We start from the raw sequence: 19,455 nt of genomic DNA, 5'->3' as shown, positions 1-19,455 counted from the left end.
AGAATAGAAGCAGGTATTGTGGTTTTCACCCCAAAGGTATAATCACGGTTTCTGCTTTTTATATTTTTTTTACGTGGTCACTTAAAAAAATCACTCTTTGGGAGCAAGACCTAAGAGAAAAAAAGCCGTTAAAATGATTGCAGCATCACATCACCAATCCTATTTTTTAAAGGTTAAATGGCGGCTTGAATCAACATGACTTCACTACTCCCTCGAAACCTCAGCGTTGTTATCCGACCAGTCCAACATAGGGATTTGGACGGAATTGATTGCTTAACTCAAGAATCATTGTCCCATCTTTCTCCCCAAGAAGCTGGTGCGGCCATGCGGCAAATGCAATGGCTACGACGCTGGTATGGGTTACTCAAATTCTTAAGTTGGTTTCCCAACCCATTACAGTATCGCTTCTGGGGCTATGTTGCCGAACAGGGACGGATACTACTGGGAATGATTCAAGTATCACCATTTAACCGAACCCGCAGCACTTGGCGAATTAATCGGGTAATGTTAGCAGGCACTGGCGACAGAATGGGAGTAGGTTCACAACTACTGCGCCATTGCTTTGAATCAATTTTAGAAGCGCGAACATGGATACTAGAAGTTAATATCAATGACGTTGATGCCTTAGCACTGTATCGCCACAATGGATTTCAACGGTTAGCAGAAATGACATACTGGGAAATTAGTCCCCAGTTATTAGCGGAATTAATTCAAACTGAACCAGATTTACCCAACCTCTTACCGGTGAGTAATGCTGATGCTCCGTTGCTATATCAACTGGATACAGCATCAATGCCACCTTTGGTAAGGCAAGTATTTGATCGACACACCCACGACTTTAAAACGACTTTGTTTGGGGCTATTATTGATGCTCTCAAGCAGTGGATGACAAAAACTGAAGTTGTGAGTGGTTATGTCTTTGAACCCCAGCGGAAAGCAGCCATTGGTTATTTTCAGGTGCAACTTGATCGCACAGGTGAAAATCCTCATGTAGCAACTCTTACAGTTCATCCGGCTTATACTTGGTTGTATCCTGAATTATTGTCTCAATTAGCCCGCATTGCTCAAGATTTTCCTCAACAAGGATTACAATTAGCTTCTTCAGACTATCAACCAGAAAGAGAAGAATATTTAGAGCGGATTGGGGCTAAACGCAAAGAACATACCCTGATCATGTCTCGCTCAGTTTGGCATAAACTGCGAGAATCGAAATTTGTCTCCTTAGAGGGGATTCAGTGGCAGGAAATGTTACAAGGACTACAACCAACCCGGAAACCTATCCCTGGGGGGATGTCATGGATGCCGCAAACTCAGCAGGTGCATCCAGAAAGGGCTATACCAATGCAGTCAGAAATTGTGGCTTCTACTTATCAAAATCCTAACATGGATATACCCTGTCCATCAGATTCAGCCGCAGATGAATCCCAGGAGCAACAATAGCGTGATCTCTCAACAGCAATCAAAATCATTTATTTCGGCTTTGGGTGTGGATGTTGGTAGTAAACGCATCGGTTTAGCTGGATGTGATGGGACTGGGTTAATTGCTACGGGTATAACCACAATTGAGCGCAAATCTTTTGTTGAAGATGTGGAGAAAATTCAGCAAATAGTCAATGAGCGACAGGTACAAATTCTCGTTGTTGGTTTACCTTATTCAATGGATGGTACTATCGGGTTTCAAGCCCGTCATGTCCAAAAATTTGCGGCTAGATTGGCGGATGCGCTGAAACTTCCTTTAGAATATATGGATGAACGATTAACTTCTTATCAAGCGGAACAACTGATAATAGCTGAGAATCGTTCCCCATCAAGGAATAAGGGTTTAATTGATCGTAAGGCTGCTGCATTGATTTTACAACAATGGCTAGATGCTAGACGGAGTTCGGTACAGAGATCGGTAGCATTTACCGATGAGTGATCCCTTTTAAATGGTATTCTAAAAACTATTACAGATCATTTATTTGATCTTAATGATTTCAGTGTCTTTAGACCTGAGAGCGTCAGTTGGATCTCTCAATTTATGGTTGACATCGGCTGTCATTTAGCGGTTCAATGATTTCCATATATAAGAGTATTGTTACAGTTACATAATTCAGCTATGTATTCATCTCCACTTCCTGAAGACAATGATCACGATTCCGAAAGTTCTCTGATTTTAACAGATGAGCTAAAACGGACACTAGAATGTTACATTGAGCATACGCTCGATGTAGAGGGGGAAAAATATGTTCTCCTTCTGCCTATAGATGCACCAATAGAAATTTTTGCTTGGCAAGTTGATGGCGACGAAGAAGAAGCCGTCTTGGTGGAAGATGATGAGATCATTGACGAAATTTTCGGCACTGCTCAAGCGGTTCTTTCTGAGCAAAACTTGATTCTCAAGAATACTGCTTATGCCTTAACTGTAGCAGGTGAGTTGCCTCCTGAAGATGAATCAAAATTCTTTACTTTAGAACTTGAAGATGAAGAAAACGGTTTAGAACCAGAGCAATTAATGGAAATTGCCACTTTTTATCATGATGAACAGGAGTATGCAATTTATACTCCCCTTGATCCCCTGCTCTTTTTTGCGAGAATGACTAAAACGGGTGAACCAGAATTACTTTCCCCCGAAGAGTTTCGTAAATTTCAACCCCTCTTAGAAGAACATCTGTTTAATGAGCTTGATTAATTGGTAATTGGTAATTGGTAATTGGTGATTGGTAATTTAATTAATTACTGTTGCCTTTTACCTTTTGCCTTATTCAAAAATCTAAATTTAGTTAGAGTTTGCTTAATAAATCTAAACTTCAAATTTTTCTTTCTGACTCCTGACTCCTGAATGGGCTTAGTCCCTGCGCCCCTACCTCCTAGCCTTCACAAAAAATTATGACTCGCAACCATCTATTAGAGCCTAACTTGATTTTATCAGGTTCAGTATTAACGCTGACACCAGGTGTCATCCAACAATATGGGCTGAAAGGGCTAGTATTAGATGTGGATGAAACTTTAGTACCCATGACAACGAGTTCTACTTTCCCAGAATTGCAAGCATGGGTGGCAGAAATTCGGATTTGTACAGCACTATGGTTAGTTAGTAATAATTTAAGTGAAGCGCGAATTGGTGGTATTGCCCGTTCTCTAAATTTACCTTATTACTTGGGTGCGGCCAAACCCTCCCGGCGGAAAATTCGGGCGGCGTTGCAAGAAATGAATTTACCTGCACATCAAGTAGGTATGGTAGGCGATCGCTTGTTTACTGATGTTTTAGCCGGTAATCGCTTGGGAATGTTTACAATTTTAGTCGAACCAATCATCCATCCCGATTTTACAGCCCTCCGTTCCCATCCTATCCGCAATATTGAAGTTTGGATATCTGAGATATTAGGCGCATCTATTACAATTAAAAATTAAAAATTGTCAGCGAAAATTAAAAAATCTCGGCACGTCTGAGGATATTTCTGAAGCCAGAAAAAGATATTGTCGCTTGATCAAAAATCCCCGACTTCTATTAATCTCAAAAGTCTATCATTCTAATCTCAAAATAACGTAGTATACTGGGGTTAATCGTATTTAACCGGAAGATGAAATACTTAACCCCAGAACAAGTTTATAAACAATAGACATCTCCGAGAATTAAATGTACGTGACTTGAAACCCTTGTAGAGACGTTCCATGGAACGTCTCTACGATCTTTTTAGGAGATGTCTAATGTAGTAAGTCTAGAATATGAAACGTATTGTCAAGAATCAGTTAACCGTTACGAGAATCGCTATTTTAGGGACTGAAAAACTAAATACTTGGAAATCTAACGAACTTGATTTAATTGCTTTGCGTTTGGGACAACTACGCTCTGACTTGTGGAATGAGTTCGGGTCGTTGAAAGCCTGGGGTGTGTCTAAATTTGAGATTGACAAACAGCTACGCACATCGAAAGACAAGTATCAATTACCTGCTAAGTTATGGGATTCAACCCTCTACGATGTAATTGATGATATCCACTTGGTTCAGGCTGCTTGTGTCGAAAAGGTGATGAAATCTTTGGGTCAATCGTTCCAATCATTCCCATCTAAAAAAGGGGTTTTACAACTTACATTAGAAAGTCGTGAATGGTTGGAACACCCCAAACTTTGCACATTGATGAGAAAGTTTTGGGATCGAGGTAACACAAAAGTTTGTAACCAAATTATTCTTAGGGCTTTTGATACTAAATTAGATAGCAAAGGCTTAGTGTGGTTGCGTTTTGGTGGACTAACTCCATGTAAAACCCTCAAGCTACCAACGACTTTACCGACAGAAGTAAAATGTCAATTAAGGCTAATCAAGCGTAATTGCAGATGGGAAATACATTACACGACTGACATCCAAAAAGCTGAAAAAAAGACTCAAGGTAAAATAATTGGATGTGACCGAGGTTATACAGAAGTTTATGCTACATCATCTAACGATGGTGCTAGATTTTTAGGCAATAATTTTGGTAAAATCCAAACAGAAGAAACTGATTATAGAACAGCGAAACAAGTTAAACGCAGCAAAATCAGGTCAGTTTTTCATAAATCTATCGCTAAAGGAAACAGTGCCAAAGCTGATAGAATTAAAAGAATGCAGAATTTAGAATTTAGAATTTAGAATTACGTTTTGCAACGGGGATTTTACCCCGACGCAAAACCCGCTGCTTGTAGAAGCAGGGGACTTTAACCCCCAAAGGTAAATTAAACGGAATAACCTTGGTAAAATCAAGTGGAATAATCGGGAAACATCCTTTAAAGGTAGGATTAAAACAATCGTTTTTACAGCTACCCATGACTTGATGTTAAATGCAATTAAGGTAGCTTTTGAAGATTTGACGGAAGCAATAAAAAGCAAAAAGCCCATGAGAAAGCGCATGAAGAGAAATGTTTCTTCATGGTGCAAGGGGATGGTTGCGGATGCTCTCAAACAAGTTTCAACCCGTGTAGGTTGCACGGTTGTTAGTGTGAATTGTGCATATACGTCACAACTTGACTCCAGATTTGCTACCTTAACGGGTAGTAGAAATGGTGACAAGTTTACCGGACATGATGGGGTCGTAATGCACTCAGATACTAATGCTGCTGATAACGTTCTAGCAAGAATGAGTGATGTTGAAATCACTCGATACATGAAACATTCCGATGTAAAAGTAATCTTGCTAGAACGGACGCAGAAGTTTCGGGACTCCATAGTAATGGAAGCTGAAGCGAAAACGGGCAAGGATAAGCCCCAGACTCTAGAACCTAAAAGCTCTCCTTACGAGTAAGGTCAATCAGAGAGCGAATTATCAGCAATTAACGCTGTTTGACCAAGGTTAAACTACGTTATTTGTGTATCTCGAGGATCTCAATTACTTACTTAGGACTAACTTTATCAATCACCTTGATTTTACCATCATCGCCCACAGTCCAGACATCATAAGTACCAATGACATCGCCATTAGCGTCAACATCTACATCACCGCTTGCGCCTTGATAATTAATCTGTTTTCCTGCTTTAAGTAGCTTCAATCCTTCACAGACATCACTAACTGGTGTACCCTTACCAGCAGAGACTTCCCGAATTTTACCAGCAATAGCAACCCCGGTATTTTCCTTCGCAGCTTGAGCGGCTAATACCAACAAAGCCGCAGCGTCCCAAGATTGAGGTGCATATTCTCCAGGAGAACCGCCTTTTTTCTCCTTCCAAAGTTTATTAAAGTTTTCTAAACCTGGACCACTAGAACCAGGAACTGTCCCAATTGCCCCGGATAAAATATACTTACCATCACTAGCTTTGCCTACTTGATCAGGGAAAGCAGGGGATTTTACGCCGTCTGTGAGTAAAATTTGTACGCCTTTGGTGACACCTTGCTGATAAGCCGCTTTGAGGAATAAACTCCCAGTTTCCGCATATAACACCCCTAAAACTGCATCTGGTTTGCCAGCAAAAGCCGCAGTTGCTTCTGTATCAAAAGTTTGAGCTTTGGGATCATAGCGAATAGGTTTATCTTTATTAATTACTGTTCCCCCTAATTTTTCAAAAGTTTCCACAAATGCTTTTTCAAAACCTACACCATAGTCATTGTTAATAACTACTGTGGAAACTCGTTTAAAACCTTTTTTCCGAGCAAGTTGGGCTAAAGCCAATGCTTGGTAGGTATCTGGGGGAGCAGTCCGCGCCCAAAAGCCCTTAAAGTCGCCTTTTTTAGCTTTGTCGGTAAATACAGGACTGGTGCTACCAGGAGAAATCAGCATGACTTTATTGGGTACAGCCACAGAAACCGCCGCAGTGGAAACGCTACTGGCAAAAGAACCGACTACACCACCGACTTTATCTAAAGTTGCTAATTTGGTCATTCCCGCAGCACCGGCTTTAGGGTCTGTTTGGTCGTCTACTTGTACTAAACTGACTTTTTCACCATTCACACCCCCACAAGCGTTAACTGTGTCTACCAGTAAGGGAACTGAACCAACCATTTGTTGTCCAATAGAAGCCAAGTCACCAGTTGTTGGTAATAAACTCCCGATTTTCAGTCCTTTAGTATCACTGGTTGTAGTGGTAGCTGTTGGGGAGGTGGTACTATTTCCGGTAGATGATGAAGGATTAGGATTTTCACAAGCGGCTAACAAGAAACCACTGGCTAGGGTAGCTAGACTCAAGGCTAGGGAAATACGAATTTTTGCCATAGTTAATCACACAGATATTTAGAAAACTTGATGTAGATATATTTACATTAAGCCTTTAAATCGCAGATTATAACATCCTCACACTATTATTGGTTTTAAATTATAAGGAAGAACGCCGAAAACCCTTGAAAATGTGGCTGACTGAGTCAGCCACATTTGGGCTTTAGACAAGGGATGAAGGCTAGAGGCTTTCCTTTATCCTGCATTGACGTTAATTTGAAAATTTGAAATAATTTCAAATTTTCATCTACCTTTGGGGGTTAAAGTCCCCTGCTTCTACAAGCAGCGGGTTTTGCGTCGGGGTAAAATCCCCGTTGCAAAACGTAATTCTAAATTCTAAATTCTGCATTCTTTTAATCCATATTCGTGATAGAATTAAATTGTCACTAAAGACATAAAAAGCTACCGAGAGACTCTCGGAAGGTTACGCTTGTCAGATATGATTTCGCCCGCCAGGGCAAACGAAATCAGGGCAAGAACCCAAATATTTAAGGAACCCTGCCTGAAACTGGGATAACTGAGGGATATAGACTGAAACTCTCTGTAGAATCTCCGCGTCTAAAGACGCGGAGAGTGTCAATCAAACCATAACTTTTTCACCAGGTTGAGGAGCAATTACCTGGGTTGTTAAATTGTTTTTTTCCAGTAATGTGCGAAATTCTTCTACAGTTCCCTTAGCTTGCAGGAATTTTACCAGTAGTCCTGCAAACAAAATATCCCCTCCGGCGGCGGTAGGGAGCATAAATCGAGGTTTTACCGATTTTGCTACTTCTAGGGCGCTATTCATGCCTTTGATAATCGGACCGAGTAGGGGTAAACTCAAATCAATGATTGGTGTAATTACTACGTCAATGGCTGCTATTTCTTCAAGTTGGGGGGAATGATAACCATGAGGTTCATAATACAATGTGGAATTATTTGCTAAATCTTTGAGTAGATAGCCGTTTTCTAATAAGGTTGGTCCAATGGGAGAACCGGGAACAGCTTTGATTTCTATTTGATGATTTAAGGTGAAGGTTTCACCATGATTGAGACTGATGATTTGTTGATAACCCAGTTGTTTGACAACTTTAGCCGCATTGGGGGAAGCGACAACGGGGATATTTTTGTTAAGCTGTTTTAAGGTGGGTGGGTGTGCGTGATCTTCTAATCCTTGAGAAAGCAAAATTAAGTTTATATTATCTGGTATTGACCGATCTTGAGTCCGAGAACCTTTAAATAACCAATCTAAATTATTAAAGGTTAAATCACCAATTAACCAGGGGTCAATTAGTATCCGCTGTTCACCAATTTCAATCAACCAACTATTACTATCTAACCAAGTAAAATTCATAATTACAGAAAACGCTATCTATAATCCAATTATAGCGAAAACGTAGGGGTTTAGCATTGCTAAACCCCTACTACAATATGTGCAGTAAAAGCGAAGGTTTTATCTAAAAAGGTATATCTAATAATAATCGTTGTTCTTGAATATTTTGCCCTATATTTTCATCATCATTATCCCAATTTAGAGGATTATTAATAATGTATTTTCTAATTCCTTCCAAAGATGTTTCATTACGGTTAATATGTTCATAAAAGTTTCTTTGCCATACAGAAGATATTCCTTTTTGATGGCAAATAATATTAATTTTCTTAGTAACAATACTTTTATAAGACCTGATGACGGTGGGAATTGATCCGGGAATCATTTTACCATAATTTCTGGTTTTGTCTTCTTTGGGAATTGTTTTAACTATCCATAATATGCCATGAATGTGATTTGGCATAATCACAAATACGTCTAAGTTGATATGTGGGAAATGTTGAGGAATTTCTTGCCAGCATTCATCAGCAATTGTTCCTAGCAAGTTTAATTTCATTTCCCCTTGTTTGATATCACCAAATATACATTGTTTGTCTTTAGTGCAAATGGTAATGAAATATGCACCTTCTTGGGTGTAATCGTGGTCTTTTAATCTAATAGAACGGCGATGGTGAATTTCTGGATTATAGGACACTTTGGTGATGAGGGATGGTTTTGATGAATTTTTATATGATTATATATCATTCATGGGTAGGGAATGTGGGATTAATCGGTTGGTGGCGATACGGGTAGGGGTTTAGCATTGCTAAACCCCTACAATCATTGACGGTAGATGAGCGATCGCAATGTATCATTGAAAATAAACAAGCGGTGAGCTTTGCTATCGCATTTTCTACAAATACAGAAAAGCGATACACCAGTCTTAACGTTTTCCCACAAACGTAGGGGTTTAGCACTGCTAAACCCCTACAACGCTTTAAACACTAACTAAATAATAATTATCGGCATCAGAAACACCAGAACCGCTAATTGAATAAAATCCTTTGCCAATAGCAGAACCCAATGGAGCATTTTGTTCCCACATCCAAAAACCATCTATTGCACCTGCGCTATTAAGTCTGTATCCAGCAAAAATTCCGGTATGGTTATATGTACCATAATAACTATTATTTGTACCAGCAAAAGTGGCGATCGCCGTACCTACCGCAACATTGCCATTACCTATCACACTAACTCTTCGTTTCCAAGTACCTGCATTCCAATAAGGACTTGATCCAGAAATTGCTGTTGCATCAGCAACTAAATCCCAACATTGATAACCATAAGCATTATCAACATTTCTACTATATTTACCAATTAGAGTTTCATTACTAAGCTGTGTTAAATAGCTAGAAGTGGCCATTAAACCAGAGGGTGCATCCGCAGGAGTTAAACCTCCTCTTTCTTGCCATCCATTCCAATTTGTTCCATTAAATGAATCACGAGTATAAATTCGATCATCTGTTCCTTGTACAGCTTGAAATAATTTCCCATTAAAGACTTTTAACTCCGGATCAGCTAGAGTAGCACCACCAAAGTTTTGCCAACTTGTCCAATTGCTCCCATTATCAGAAGAACGATTATAGATTTGGTTGTCAGTACCTCTAACTGTTTGATATAGTCTGCCATTAAACACTTCTAAATCAGGTCCACTGAGAGTAGCACCACCAAAGTTTTGCCAAGCAGTCCAATTGCTCCCATTATCAGAAGAACGATTATAGATTTGGTTGTCAGTACCTCTAACTGTTTGATATAGTCTGCCATTAAACACTTCTAAATCAGGTCCACCGAGAGTAGCACCACCGAAGTTTTGCCAAGCAGTCCAGTTAGTACCATCAGCAGAGGAACGATTATAAATTCCATTGTCAGTACCTCTGACTGACTGATAGATGCGGTTGTTAAATACTTCCATCGCAACCTTAGACATCTCAACAGCAATATTTTGTCCATTTAAAGTAAAAGTTGCTGTATCATCCTCACCATGCAATGATACCAATTCTCCCTCACTAATACTTTGCCCCCTTACCAACCGCGAGAAAATATCCCCTTCATCCCCAGCAGCATCCTGTACATTAATTTGACTATCTAAATAATGCCCAACCTCCTCTACTAAAACCCCTGTAACAGCCTCAATATTATCCTTATTAGCCCCTAAAAATTCCCCAGATAGATAAATAGTATTATTGTCCTTTGCATACGCTCCATTGAAGTTTTGACCAAATACTAATTCTATATGCGGTGTATTAGTAAAATTATTTCGCGCCCAAGCTGTCAATATTTGATTAGCTGACTCCTGGTTATAAAGACCAAAAGCAGTCCCCATAATGTAATCTCTTTGAGAATTACTGCTGAGTCCACTCAGGATATATTTAGTTTCATTAATTGCCTGAAAAACTGTATCAATAAACGGAACAGGTAACTCAGAAGAATTGGCAGGATTAACAGCGAATACAGGATCTTGATAATCGCTCAAACCTAGATTGTTGTAGGGGGGGTAGATATGAACCCTGATTGTTGAGAGTCTAAGGATAGCTCAAACATAGATGCCTTATCATGTAAAGATTAGTGGTCTTGTTACCTTTCATTCTATGCGAGCCAGTATAGCAGCTTGTATACTTTAATTTTCAAGAGTTAGTGAATTTTATTTTTTTAGTATCCGTATATTTATGCGTGCCAGCAGAAAATTTATCATCTGATCTCTGCTTGTAAAGCTGTTATCAGATTGATATAAGATGAATAAAATTAGCCACAACCTTGATGATTGCTGCTTCATGAGTGGTTCTAAGTGTAATCCTGACTTCTCAGTAATTTAGCGGAATTTATGTAAATTTTTGATAAAATTGTCAGAATCAGGATTAACAGGATTTTTTACAGCTAATTCCAGTCCTAAAATCCTTGTAGAGTCCATACATTCTTTATCATCAGTTGTCTATTGTCCCGCTAACATTTGTAGGAGTTTGTCCGCATTATGTAAATTACCAACCATGCGCCGAATTGGATGAGGCCAAACCTTAACTAAAGTAGGAGTAGCAGAAACTTGATCAATTTCTGCCTGTTCTGGATTGGTGAGAACATCAATAACTTTGAGAGTATAAGGATATCCTAGCGAGCGCTCTAAGGATTCGTGCAGGTTTTGTAAAATTTTTTCTGTAGTCGCACTATGACCAGCCACAAACAAGCGCAAAACAAAGCCTGGGGGACCTGGGATCTTTTGTAGCACTGGTTGTGTATTAATGACTGGTTGCTGGTACTGTGAGGGAGAATCAGCCAAATCCAAACGCACAATTAAATCATGATCTTGCCAAAGTTGAGGAAATGTAGAGCGATAAGTTGATAATACCAAGCGATCGCACAAACCATCTTGCCAAGGTGCTGATTGCCAAACCAAATCTCCCGTCCCAAAAATCGCATTCAGCACAGCTTGATGACGCATTACTGCTGGATAAGCCTCCGCAAAAATTTGTACTTTTTGAGTCCGAGGATTTAACCAGTGATCAATGGTTGCAGTATAACAAGGTACTAAAAAATGTGGCGGCTCTGGTAAGTCGAGAATTTCCTGCAAAGCCGCACATAAATGTAAATGCCATCTTCCTTGCTTACTAGGGTCAATACAATAAATCAAATCCCCACCAGGCGTAAACAAGGCAATACCCTTGAACAACTGGGGTTTAGATAGTTTGTCTAAATTCAACTTAGTCATTGGTCAGTTGTCCAGGGTCAGTTGTCAGTTGTTAATTAAACACGACCTCGGAGGAATTGCGCCATTTCGTTAGGAGTTGCCGACATTTCCAAAGCTGTTTCTTCAGTAATCCGGCCTTCTTGGTAAAGGTTGAGTAATGACTGATTCATTGTCACCATGCCATCAAAACTGGCTTGTTTCATCAAGTCCGCAATCTCATCATACTTGCCATTCTTCACCCATTCCTTAACAGCCTCAGTATTAATGAGAATATCGTGGAAAGCCGCCCGATTACCATCTGTAGTGCGGCATAAACCTTGAGCAATTACAGCTACTAAAGATTCCGCAAGCGCTATCCGCATAGCTTCCTGTTCTTCACCCGAATACAAATTGAGAATCCGTTCAATAGTTTTTACCGCACTATTAGTGTGCAGAGTTCCCATCACCAATTGACCTGTTTGCGCCGCTTTTAGTGCCGTATTTACAGTTTCCTTATCCCGCATTTCCCCCACCAGAATTAAATCTGGATCTTCCCGCAAAGCTGCTTTTAAAGCATTATCAAATTTGCGGGTGTGCATTCCCACTTGCCGCTGTTTAACTAAAGACTTACGACTTTGGTGGACAAATTCTACCGGGTCCTCAATCGTAATAATATGTTTAGCCATCTCCCGATTAATATAATCAACCATTGCTGCCATTGTCGTGGATTTACCTGAACCAGTAGGACCTGTCACCAAAACTAAACCCTTGTGATGGTGACAAATATCTCTAAACACTGGTGGTAAGCGCAACTGCTCCATAGATAGAATTTTGAGAGGAATTAACCGCAGTACCATGGCATAACCGCGCAGGGAATCAAACACATTAATCCGCACACGGGCAAAATCGTACTGAGTTGCACCATCAAATTCTAAATGTTCTTGAAACCTTTGAATTTCAGAATCAGAGAGAATCTCCCGCAACCAATTCATAAAAGTCGGTTTATCAGTTTCGGGGTAACTTGTGGTCAGAATTTCGCCCCGGTTGCGGAAGCGGGGTATTTCTCCTACTCCCAAGTGAACATCAGAGTAACCTTCATCAAATGCTTCCTGGATAAGCTGTACCAATGTCCGTTCTAAAGGTTCATCCGTGGGCGCATTGTCATAAGAATATATTGGTGGTGGCAGAGTAATTATTGACGGCGCTGGTGCATTCATTTCTAAATTTGCCGACTGATGCTGTATTTTTACTTTTGGCAAGGGTGGCGGTATTCTGAATGTTTGTGATTCTGTCATATATCTTCTATCTTCACTTTTTTTAATTGGTCAGTTGTTAGTTGTCAGTTGTCAGTTGTCAGTTGTTAGTTGTCAGTTGTCAGTTGTCAGTGGAAAATATTTTCCTTCTGTTCCCTGTCCCCTGCTTCCTGCTTCCTGCTTCCTGCTTCCCCTGCCTCTGTTATGCAGTCTTCTTAGTGGGTTATTCACCAATATACATATTTTTTAACACATACTGATTATCCTTGGTCTTTCATAGGATTTACGTAATATATTAGCAACTAATAATACGGAGTAATTAAGGATAAAGAGGCGGGGCAAAGTGAAAGAAATTAAGAATTACCCATCATCTACAATCTGTTTTGATCACTTTTTGATAAATTATGAGAAATGATATCGTTTTTTATAAGAAATGTTAAGCATCTGGGTAATCAGATTGCGGGGATCAATATCTGCTTCTCATCTATCCTTAGTCTATATTTCTCAAGGCATAGACCAAAACTCTCTTCCCTACCTGTGGGTATATGTGAATTCTTATTCATAAGTAGAAAAAATCAACTGTAAACTTTAGTAAAGAAATGCTCATTTTGGAGCTAAGGTTTTATATACTAAATTTCACTGAAACAAAATCAGTTAATTCGCTTTCGAGTGATAAACAACTGAAATTTAAACTTGCTGTGTATTAGGAGGAAAAGTCATGGTTTCTGCTCAAAGCTCTAATCTAGTTCAGACCGACTCCTTATTAATGATGAAAAGCTTTTTAATCTGGACATTTACATTGGCAGTGTGCTTGTTAGTCGTCGGCTTTCCATTGGTTGTATTGATGGCTACGGTTGGCTGTCTATTGTCCATTGTTTTACAATCTGTGATGCCCGCTAGTGCCGTGTTAATTGTGGCAGGTGGTTTAGTAATGTTTAATGTTATGGCAGTATTAATTGCTGCTGGAGTGCTAACAGCTAAAGGTATTCATCCTACGCAAATAAAATGGTTAAGTTGGTTGCATGGTAAAGCTGAAAAAGCCCAAACCACTGTTTATGCAGCTTGTCCTTTAACTTGTGAAATTAACCAATAATTATCATTGGCTAACACTCGACAAACAGTACATCTGCCCGGTTTATCCGGGTTTTTTAATATTTAAAACAGGGAACAGGGCAGAAGCAGAGGGCAGAAGCAGAGGGCATGGGGAAAATATTTTCCACTGACAACTGACAACTGACAACTAACCCATTACCCATTAACTACTTGCCTAACTTAATAGTGTTGCCAATTGCAGTTAAACTGTCTTCAAATAAAGCCTCACGTCCCCAGCGTTGTACTTGTTGACTTAACAACGCTTCGGCTTTTTGTTCAGAAAGAGAAGTTACTTGTTGGAACAACCCAGACGACTGAGCGCCTCCATGAGTTTCCATTCGCATACAACCGCCAGTTTCCGAACAAATCACAGTTCCGCAATTAGCTTGAATATTAGTAGAACTCAAACGCAAACCAATTAAATCACCGATAATTTCCCCCATATCAGCAATGGGAACACCTGCTAACTCAGCTTCTATGTGTTTTTGGTCTTGAGACAGGAACTGAATCGAGGTGATATCATAATCACCGTTTTCCTGTTTATAGGAAACTGGCTGCCATTCTAAGCGATTAGCTAACCAACCCAAATACAATAAGGCTTGAGCAGCATTGCCTTTTTCATAATCAATATTGACACGATCAATTTCTCTAAGAGCAGCGCGACGATTAGGCGCATCATAAGCTTGTGCTGTTAACTCCTGCCATGCTGACAACCGCCGCCAATTCAAATCAGCCAAAGGTATACCAGATTCTACTAACTTCTGCAAGCTGAGTAAATCATCTTCTGGTGTATTAAAGTTGCAGGAGTCAACAATGACATTATTGCAAACAGACGCTAAACGCCTAAACAAAGTATTGCCAGCATCTGGTGTAGCTTTCCACCAGAGGAACTTAGGCAAACCACCAATTAACAAAGCGGGAATCATGCCCCCAATCCGTTCTAAAGCTGCAACAGTACCAGTAAGGGTAATGTACTCACAACAGATAAGAGTGCTGGAAGATTGCTTTTGAATGGGACAATAGGCAGAAACTTGGGCTTTTACCCCTTCATCATCGCCGGCAATGGGACATAAAGCAATAATTCGGCAAGGGTTACGGGTAGCAATTTCGTCAGCAATCGTGGGACTGGTAGGACTAAAAGTATACCCCATAGCTGCACCATGATTATCTCCATTTGGTCCAGTGCGCTGCTTTTGGAAATATTCAGCCCGTAAAGCCGTCAGAGTTTCTGGTGTAGCAGTACCAGTTTCTGGAAGGTGGTGCTTTTTCTGGACTTCCTGCAAAGCTGTTTTTGTTTGTGGTCCGAGAATACCGTCAACTGGACCCTTGTAAAAGCCGGTTGCAGTTAACAAATACTGAGTTTCTTCCGGTTCATAAACTACTAAAGTAAATGTTGTGGCGCGGGTAGCAGCGGGTAAAGTACCATCTTCCCCCTGAAGACCGTAACTTTGCCAAACTTGATTAAGTTCTACCTCAATTTCTGTGAGGGAAACATCCTTGGGCGCTTGCAAAGAAAAAATTGTAGAAACCATAGTTAATCTTGTGTCAGTTGTTCGTTGTCAGTTGTCAGTAGGGGCGAAGCATTTGGAAGATAAATTATCGGTCATTGCCAAAAATAGTTCTCCAAATGCTTCGCCCGTACAGTTGTTCGTTGTCAGTTGTTCGTTGTTTTGCTACTGACCAATGACCAAGGACTAATTAAAGTCTGCGCCAGCGGCGACCGTCTTGGTTGATTAGTAATTCTGCTTCTTCTGGTTCCCAAGTACCGGCTTCATACTGAGGAATATTCGCAGGATTGGCTGGTAAATCCCATACAGACAAGGCAGGTGTAACTACTTGCCAAGCCGCTTCTACTTCGTCCGCCCGTGTAAACAAAGTTTGGTCGCCCATCATACAATCAAGGAAGAGACGATCGTAGGCATCGGAAGTAGCAGAAATACCTAGAGAGCCGTAGCTAAAATCCATATCTACGGCACGGGTACGGAAATCACCACCGGGCATTTTCACATCAAACCGGAGGGAAATACCTTCATTGGGTTGTATTCGCATGGCCAAAACGTTGGCGTTTGTTTGTTGAGCCGCAGAGGGGAACATTCTCGAAGGAACTTCGCGGAAATGAATCGCAATTTCACTGACTTTTTTCGGCATCCGCTTACCAGTTCGTAGGTAAAAAGGAACACCTTGCCAACGCCAGTTATCTACCATGAACTTCATGGCTACGTAAGTAGGGGTAGTAGATTCAGGATTAACACCTGGTTCAGTTCGATACCCTGCCACCTGTTGACCTTTCATCCAACCCGCGCTGTATTGTCCACGAATTGCTGATTTTGACAAATTATTAACATCAGCTAAACGAGTCGCTTGTAATACTTTAACTTTTTCCGTGCGGATACTGTCAGCATCCATAGAGTTAGGTGCTTCCATGGCCGTTAAACAGTAAAGCTGCATGAGGTGATTTTGCAGCATATCTCGCAACGCGCCCGCACTTTCATAATAACCCGCCCGGTCTTCTACTCCCACGGTTTCGGCGACAGTAATTTGTACATGATCTACAAATTGCCGATTCCACAAAGGTTCAAAAATGGCATTAGCAAAGCGGAAAACCAGCAAGTTTTGCACCGTTTCTTTCCCTAAGTAGTGGTCAAGACGATAAACTTGGTTTTCTTTACAAACCTTTTGTACTACTTGGTTGAGATTTTGAGCGGAAGCTAAATCACGACCAAAGGGTTTTTCAATGACTAACCGCTGTTTTTCGGGGTCTTCTAGCATTCCTGCTAACCCTAGTTGCTTAATAGCTTCAGGGAAGAAATTAGGGGCAACAGAGAGGTAAAACATCCGGTTTCCTCTTGTTCCTCGTTTCTCGTCTAGTTCAGCTAATAGGGTTTTCAGTTTTTGGTATCCTGCGGGGTCATCTATATTCCCAGGACAGTAAAATAAACCTTGGGAAAAGTCTTGCCAAAGTTCACCTAATTCCACATTAGCGTGAGCTTCTGCCATGCCTTTTTGCATTTGCTCGCGGAAGTATTCGTGACTCCATTCCCGACGCGCTACGCCCACAATGGTGGTTTCTGCGGGAATACGTCTTTCTCTCCGCAATTTGTACAGTGCTGGTACTAATTTACGCCAGGTTAGATCTCCAGAAGCACCAAAGATGACGATAATTTGTGGTTCGGGCATCCCTTGCTGCTGTAGACCGACGCGCAATGGATTTTCTAGCAGACTGACCATAGGATTTTAGATTTTAGATTTTAGATTTTGCCAGAGGTGAAGGGCAAGAAGAAAAAGATCTCTACTTCCTGATCTTTTCTTAAATTCCGCAATCTCCTCTATAGGTGAGAATAGCTTGACTTGACCTTTGAAAGAGTTCATGAATCACACGGAAAGGACACAGACAGGTTATTGCAAGTACATAGAGTACAGAATCAGAATTTAGAATCCAGAATTTAGAATCCAGAATCCAGGGAATTTATTCCCTGTCTTATAGCTAAAGTCGGTTTTAACCGACTGTTTTTCTGTTATTTGTTCTATGTGGAACATGAGGTTTGATTTTTTAATTAATTAGAGTTTTATCTAATTACCTGTTTTGATAAAAGACATGACCTTGGCTACATTTTCTTTACTACCAATAATTAATGGTGTCCGCTGGTGCAATTTGCTGGGAACTACATCTAAAATATCCATTGTTCCTGTAGTCGCTATACCTCCAGCTTGTTCAATTAAAAATGCTAGGGGAGCAGTTTCATACAGCAAACGTAATTTACCTTCTGGTTTTTGTAGTGTGCCGGGATAGAGAAATACCCCACCCTGTAATAATATTCTGTGAATATCGCTCACCATTGCCCCACTGTAACGGGAACTATAGCCTTCTGTGCGATGAACATAACGGATATATTCTCTAAAAGATTCATCCCATTGCCAGAAGTTACCATCATTAACGCTATAGGTGGCGGCATGATCTGGCATTTTGATATTTTCTTGACAGAGAATAAACTCACCCAAACTAGGATCAAGAATGAATGAATGTACACCTGTACCTATGCTATAAACTAGCATAGTGCTTGGTCCATAGAGAATATATCCGGCTGCTAATTGCTTGCGTCCATTTGTAAGTAGATCCTTGGCTTCACCATCAGCATCTTCTCCTTCTTGCTGACGAATGGCAAAGATAGAACCTAAACTGAGATTGTTATCTGTGTTAGATGAGCCGTCAATGGGGTCATAAAGGAGAGTATAACGACCAATGGGGCAGTTTTCGGGGATGTAGTAGGGTTTTTCCATTTCTTCGGAAGCGAGACGACAGACTAAGCCGCTTTGCTTGAACACGGAAATAAATACTTCATTGGCGTAAACATCCATCTTTTTGACGGATTCTCCCTGGACGTTGACTTCTCCAGTAAATCCCAGCACCCCTTCCATTAAACCAGCGCGACTCAACCGACGGGCAACTAATTTACCCGCTAAAGCGATACGATTCATCAGCGCACTTAAATCCTGGGCATTTGGTCCAAAGCTTTGTAATTGCTGGAGGACGTGACGGGATAATGTTGTACAATCACGATCTAAAGCTTTATCTGTGGACAAATCTAAAGATTCTGATATTTGTGTCATGTTGTTCGCTGCTATGGGGTCATGTTCCTGCTTCTATCTTAGAAAGGGAATTTGATAACTTAAATGTGATTTTATATAAACTAAAGAATTGAATTTTTAATTTGAAGATTCTCGACTTCTTCAAGAAGTCGAGAATCTGTGTTTTTCAGTATTTTTCTCTAGATAATAAATCTTCAAAGTAGTTGACACTAAGCACGTAGAATGATACTGTGTACCAAGTTGTGTAAATATTTTTTTGATAGTCATGGTCAAGATCAATATCTCTACCCCCCCATAATCGCTAAAACCCTTGCTGTAAGCGGATTTGCGGCTTCTGTTTTCCTAAGTGCAGCCCCGGCTCATGCTATTAGTTTCAATTTTCAGTTTCAGGATACACGGCCTGGAGGTACTAACGGGTTAGTTAAGGGAACATTAAGCGGTTTAGTGGAAGGTAATAACTCTGGAACAGGGATTACAGCAACGGTTATATCTAGTCCCGGTGGTAAAGGAGTCGGTTCTGGTTATAATTTTTCTTCCACTGGTAACGGTAATGCTTTTAACGTTACCAGTGGTAATATAACTTTTGCTGATGCTTCGTTTATCAATTCTGCTGACACCTTCTTATTTTTGGGAACATCTGGGAATGACAGTTATTATAACGATTTAACTGATATGAGTACTTTCTCTTATGCCGATTACACCAACACTACAACACAATTCACTGCTGCGACACCTGTTCCCTTTGAGTCTAGTCCTATTGCGCTACCAGCATCATTAGCTGTTTGTTTTGGCGCTGCTAAACTCCGCAGAAACCATCTTGCTAAAAAACGCATGGTATCGGTTGAGGCTTAATTTGAT

The 19,455-nt window shown here is 40.4% G+C and carries 20 protein-coding genes; 10 read left to right on the top strand and 10 right to left on the bottom strand.

Annotated elements, in window-relative coordinates; translation table 11 throughout:
• The first annotated feature begins 195 nt into the window (after positions 1–195).
• The 6 genes from FJR09_RS08600 (at position 196) to FJR09_RS08575 (ending at position 5,257) form a co-directional block, all read left to right on the top strand.
• The gene (locus FJR09_RS08600; protein WP_015080829.1) at positions 196–1,440 is read left to right on the top strand and encodes a GNAT family N-acetyltransferase; all 1,245 of its coding nucleotides are present in this window, start codon (positions 196–198) and stop codon (positions 1,438–1,440) included.
• A gap of 1 nt (position 1,441) precedes the next feature.
• On the top strand, positions 1,442–1,918 hold the full coding sequence (ruvX, locus tag FJR09_RS08595; protein ID WP_015080828.1) for a Holliday junction resolvase RuvX: 477 nt from the start codon (positions 1,442–1,444) through the stop codon (positions 1,916–1,918).
• A gap of 180 nt (positions 1,919–2,098) precedes the next feature.
• Positions 2,099–2,671: a DUF3727 domain-containing protein gene (locus FJR09_RS08590; RefSeq protein ID WP_015080827.1), complete on the top strand. Its 573-nt coding sequence runs from the start codon at positions 2,099–2,101 to the stop codon at positions 2,669–2,671.
• Positions 2,672–2,868: 197 nt separating this feature from the next.
• Positions 2,869–3,393 carry a YqeG family HAD IIIA-type phosphatase gene (locus FJR09_RS08585; protein WP_015080826.1) on the top strand — a complete coding sequence of 175 codons (525 nt, stop codon included), beginning with the start codon at positions 2,869–2,871 and terminating at the stop codon, positions 3,391–3,393.
• 315 nt (positions 3,394–3,708) lie between these two features.
• Positions 3,709–4,608 (top strand): hypothetical protein, encoded by a 900-nt coding sequence (locus FJR09_RS08580; protein WP_254433066.1) that lies wholly within the window; start codon positions 3,709–3,711, stop codon positions 4,606–4,608.
• A 181-nt stretch (positions 4,609–4,789) separates the two neighbouring features.
• Positions 4,790–5,257, top strand: coding sequence for a hypothetical protein (locus FJR09_RS08575; RefSeq protein WP_174783273.1), 468 nt, complete (start codon positions 4,790–4,792; stop codon positions 5,255–5,257).
• Between the two features lie 88 nt (positions 5,258–5,345).
• On the opposite strand, the gene FJR09_RS08570 is transcribed toward FJR09_RS08575, so the two are convergent.
• From FJR09_RS08570 to FJR09_RS08540, 7 genes are all read right to left on the bottom strand, one after another.
• Positions 5,346–6,659, bottom strand: a complete 1,314-nt coding sequence (locus FJR09_RS08570; protein WP_015080825.1) for an ABC transporter substrate-binding protein — start codon at positions 6,657–6,659, stop codon at positions 5,346–5,348.
• A 580-nt stretch (positions 6,660–7,239) separates the two neighbouring features.
• Positions 7,240–7,992 (bottom strand): MBL fold metallo-hydrolase, encoded by a 753-nt coding sequence (locus FJR09_RS08565; RefSeq protein ID WP_015080824.1) that lies wholly within the window; start codon positions 7,990–7,992, stop codon positions 7,240–7,242.
• 103 nt (positions 7,993–8,095) lie between these two features.
• Positions 8,096–8,662 carry a transposase gene (locus tag FJR09_RS08560; RefSeq protein ID WP_015080823.1) on the bottom strand — a complete coding sequence of 189 codons (567 nt, stop codon included), beginning with the start codon at positions 8,660–8,662 and terminating at the stop codon, positions 8,096–8,098.
• Positions 8,663–8,708: 46 nt separating this feature from the next.
• Positions 8,709–8,924 carry a hypothetical protein gene (locus FJR09_RS08555; RefSeq protein WP_148279058.1) on the bottom strand — a complete coding sequence of 72 codons (216 nt, stop codon included), beginning with the start codon at positions 8,922–8,924 and terminating at the stop codon, positions 8,709–8,711.
• A gap of 20 nt (positions 8,925–8,944) precedes the next feature.
• Positions 8,945–10,480 (bottom strand): hypothetical protein, encoded by a 1,536-nt coding sequence (locus tag FJR09_RS08550; protein ID WP_168652850.1) that lies wholly within the window; start codon positions 10,478–10,480, stop codon positions 8,945–8,947.
• A 456-nt stretch (positions 10,481–10,936) separates the two neighbouring features.
• Positions 10,937–11,707 (bottom strand): circadian clock KaiB family protein, encoded by a 771-nt coding sequence (locus FJR09_RS08545; RefSeq protein ID WP_015080821.1) that lies wholly within the window; start codon positions 11,705–11,707, stop codon positions 10,937–10,939.
• A gap of 35 nt (positions 11,708–11,742) precedes the next feature.
• Positions 11,743–12,960: a type IV pilus twitching motility protein PilT gene (locus FJR09_RS08540; RefSeq protein ID WP_168652848.1), complete on the bottom strand. Its 1,218-nt coding sequence runs from the start codon at positions 12,958–12,960 to the stop codon at positions 11,743–11,745.
• Between the two features lie 34 nt (positions 12,961–12,994).
• Here FJR09_RS08540 and FJR09_RS24625 point away from each other — a divergent pair, with 34 nt between their 5' ends.
• Complete coding sequence (locus FJR09_RS24625; protein WP_217361114.1) at positions 12,995–13,168, top strand: hypothetical protein; 174 nt, start codon at positions 12,995–12,997, stop codon at positions 13,166–13,168.
• A gap of 468 nt (positions 13,169–13,636) precedes the next feature.
• Positions 13,637–14,011, top strand: a complete 375-nt coding sequence (locus tag FJR09_RS08535) for a hypothetical protein (protein ID WP_015080819.1) — start codon at positions 13,637–13,639, stop codon at positions 14,009–14,011.
• Between the two features lie 166 nt (positions 14,012–14,177).
• Here FJR09_RS08535 and opcA read toward each other — a convergent pair whose 3' ends face one another.
• Positions 14,178–15,542 (bottom strand): glucose-6-phosphate dehydrogenase assembly protein OpcA, encoded by a 1,365-nt coding sequence (gene opcA / locus FJR09_RS08530; protein WP_168652847.1) that lies wholly within the window; start codon positions 15,540–15,542, stop codon positions 14,178–14,180.
• A gap of 10 nt (positions 15,543–15,552) precedes the next feature.
• On the opposite strand from opcA, the gene FJR09_RS08525 reads away from it, so the two are divergent.
• Positions 15,553–15,690: a hypothetical protein gene (locus FJR09_RS08525; protein ID WP_168654063.1), complete on the top strand. Its 138-nt coding sequence runs from the start codon at positions 15,553–15,555 to the stop codon at positions 15,688–15,690.
• Positions 15,691–15,708: 18 nt separating this feature from the next.
• Here the strand turns inward: FJR09_RS08525 and zwf are convergent, their stop codons facing one another.
• Both zwf and fbp read right to left on the bottom strand, forming a co-directional pair.
• Positions 15,709–17,238 (bottom strand): glucose-6-phosphate dehydrogenase, encoded by a 1,530-nt coding sequence (gene zwf / locus FJR09_RS08520; protein WP_168632175.1) that lies wholly within the window; start codon positions 17,236–17,238, stop codon positions 15,709–15,711.
• Positions 17,239–17,580: 342 nt separating this feature from the next.
• A complete protein-coding gene (gene fbp, locus FJR09_RS08515; RefSeq protein WP_015080816.1) occupies positions 17,581–18,618 on the bottom strand; it encodes a class 1 fructose-bisphosphatase in 1,038 nt (345 codons plus the stop codon).
• Between the two features lie 201 nt (positions 18,619–18,819).
• Between fbp and FJR09_RS08510 the strand changes: the two genes are divergently transcribed.
• Positions 18,820–19,449: a hypothetical protein gene (locus tag FJR09_RS08510; RefSeq protein WP_015080815.1), complete on the top strand. Its 630-nt coding sequence runs from the start codon at positions 18,820–18,822 to the stop codon at positions 19,447–19,449.
• The last annotated feature ends 6 nt before the right edge of the window (positions 19,450–19,455 follow it).

It is taken from the genome of Dolichospermum sp. UHCC 0406 (genome assembly GCF_009712025.1).
Taxonomy (GTDB): domain Bacteria; phylum Cyanobacteriota; class Cyanobacteriia; order Cyanobacteriales; family Nostocaceae; genus Dolichospermum; species Dolichospermum lemmermannii.
Note: the sequence above shows the minus strand (reverse complement) of the source record. Positions and strands in the feature narration are given on the sequence as shown.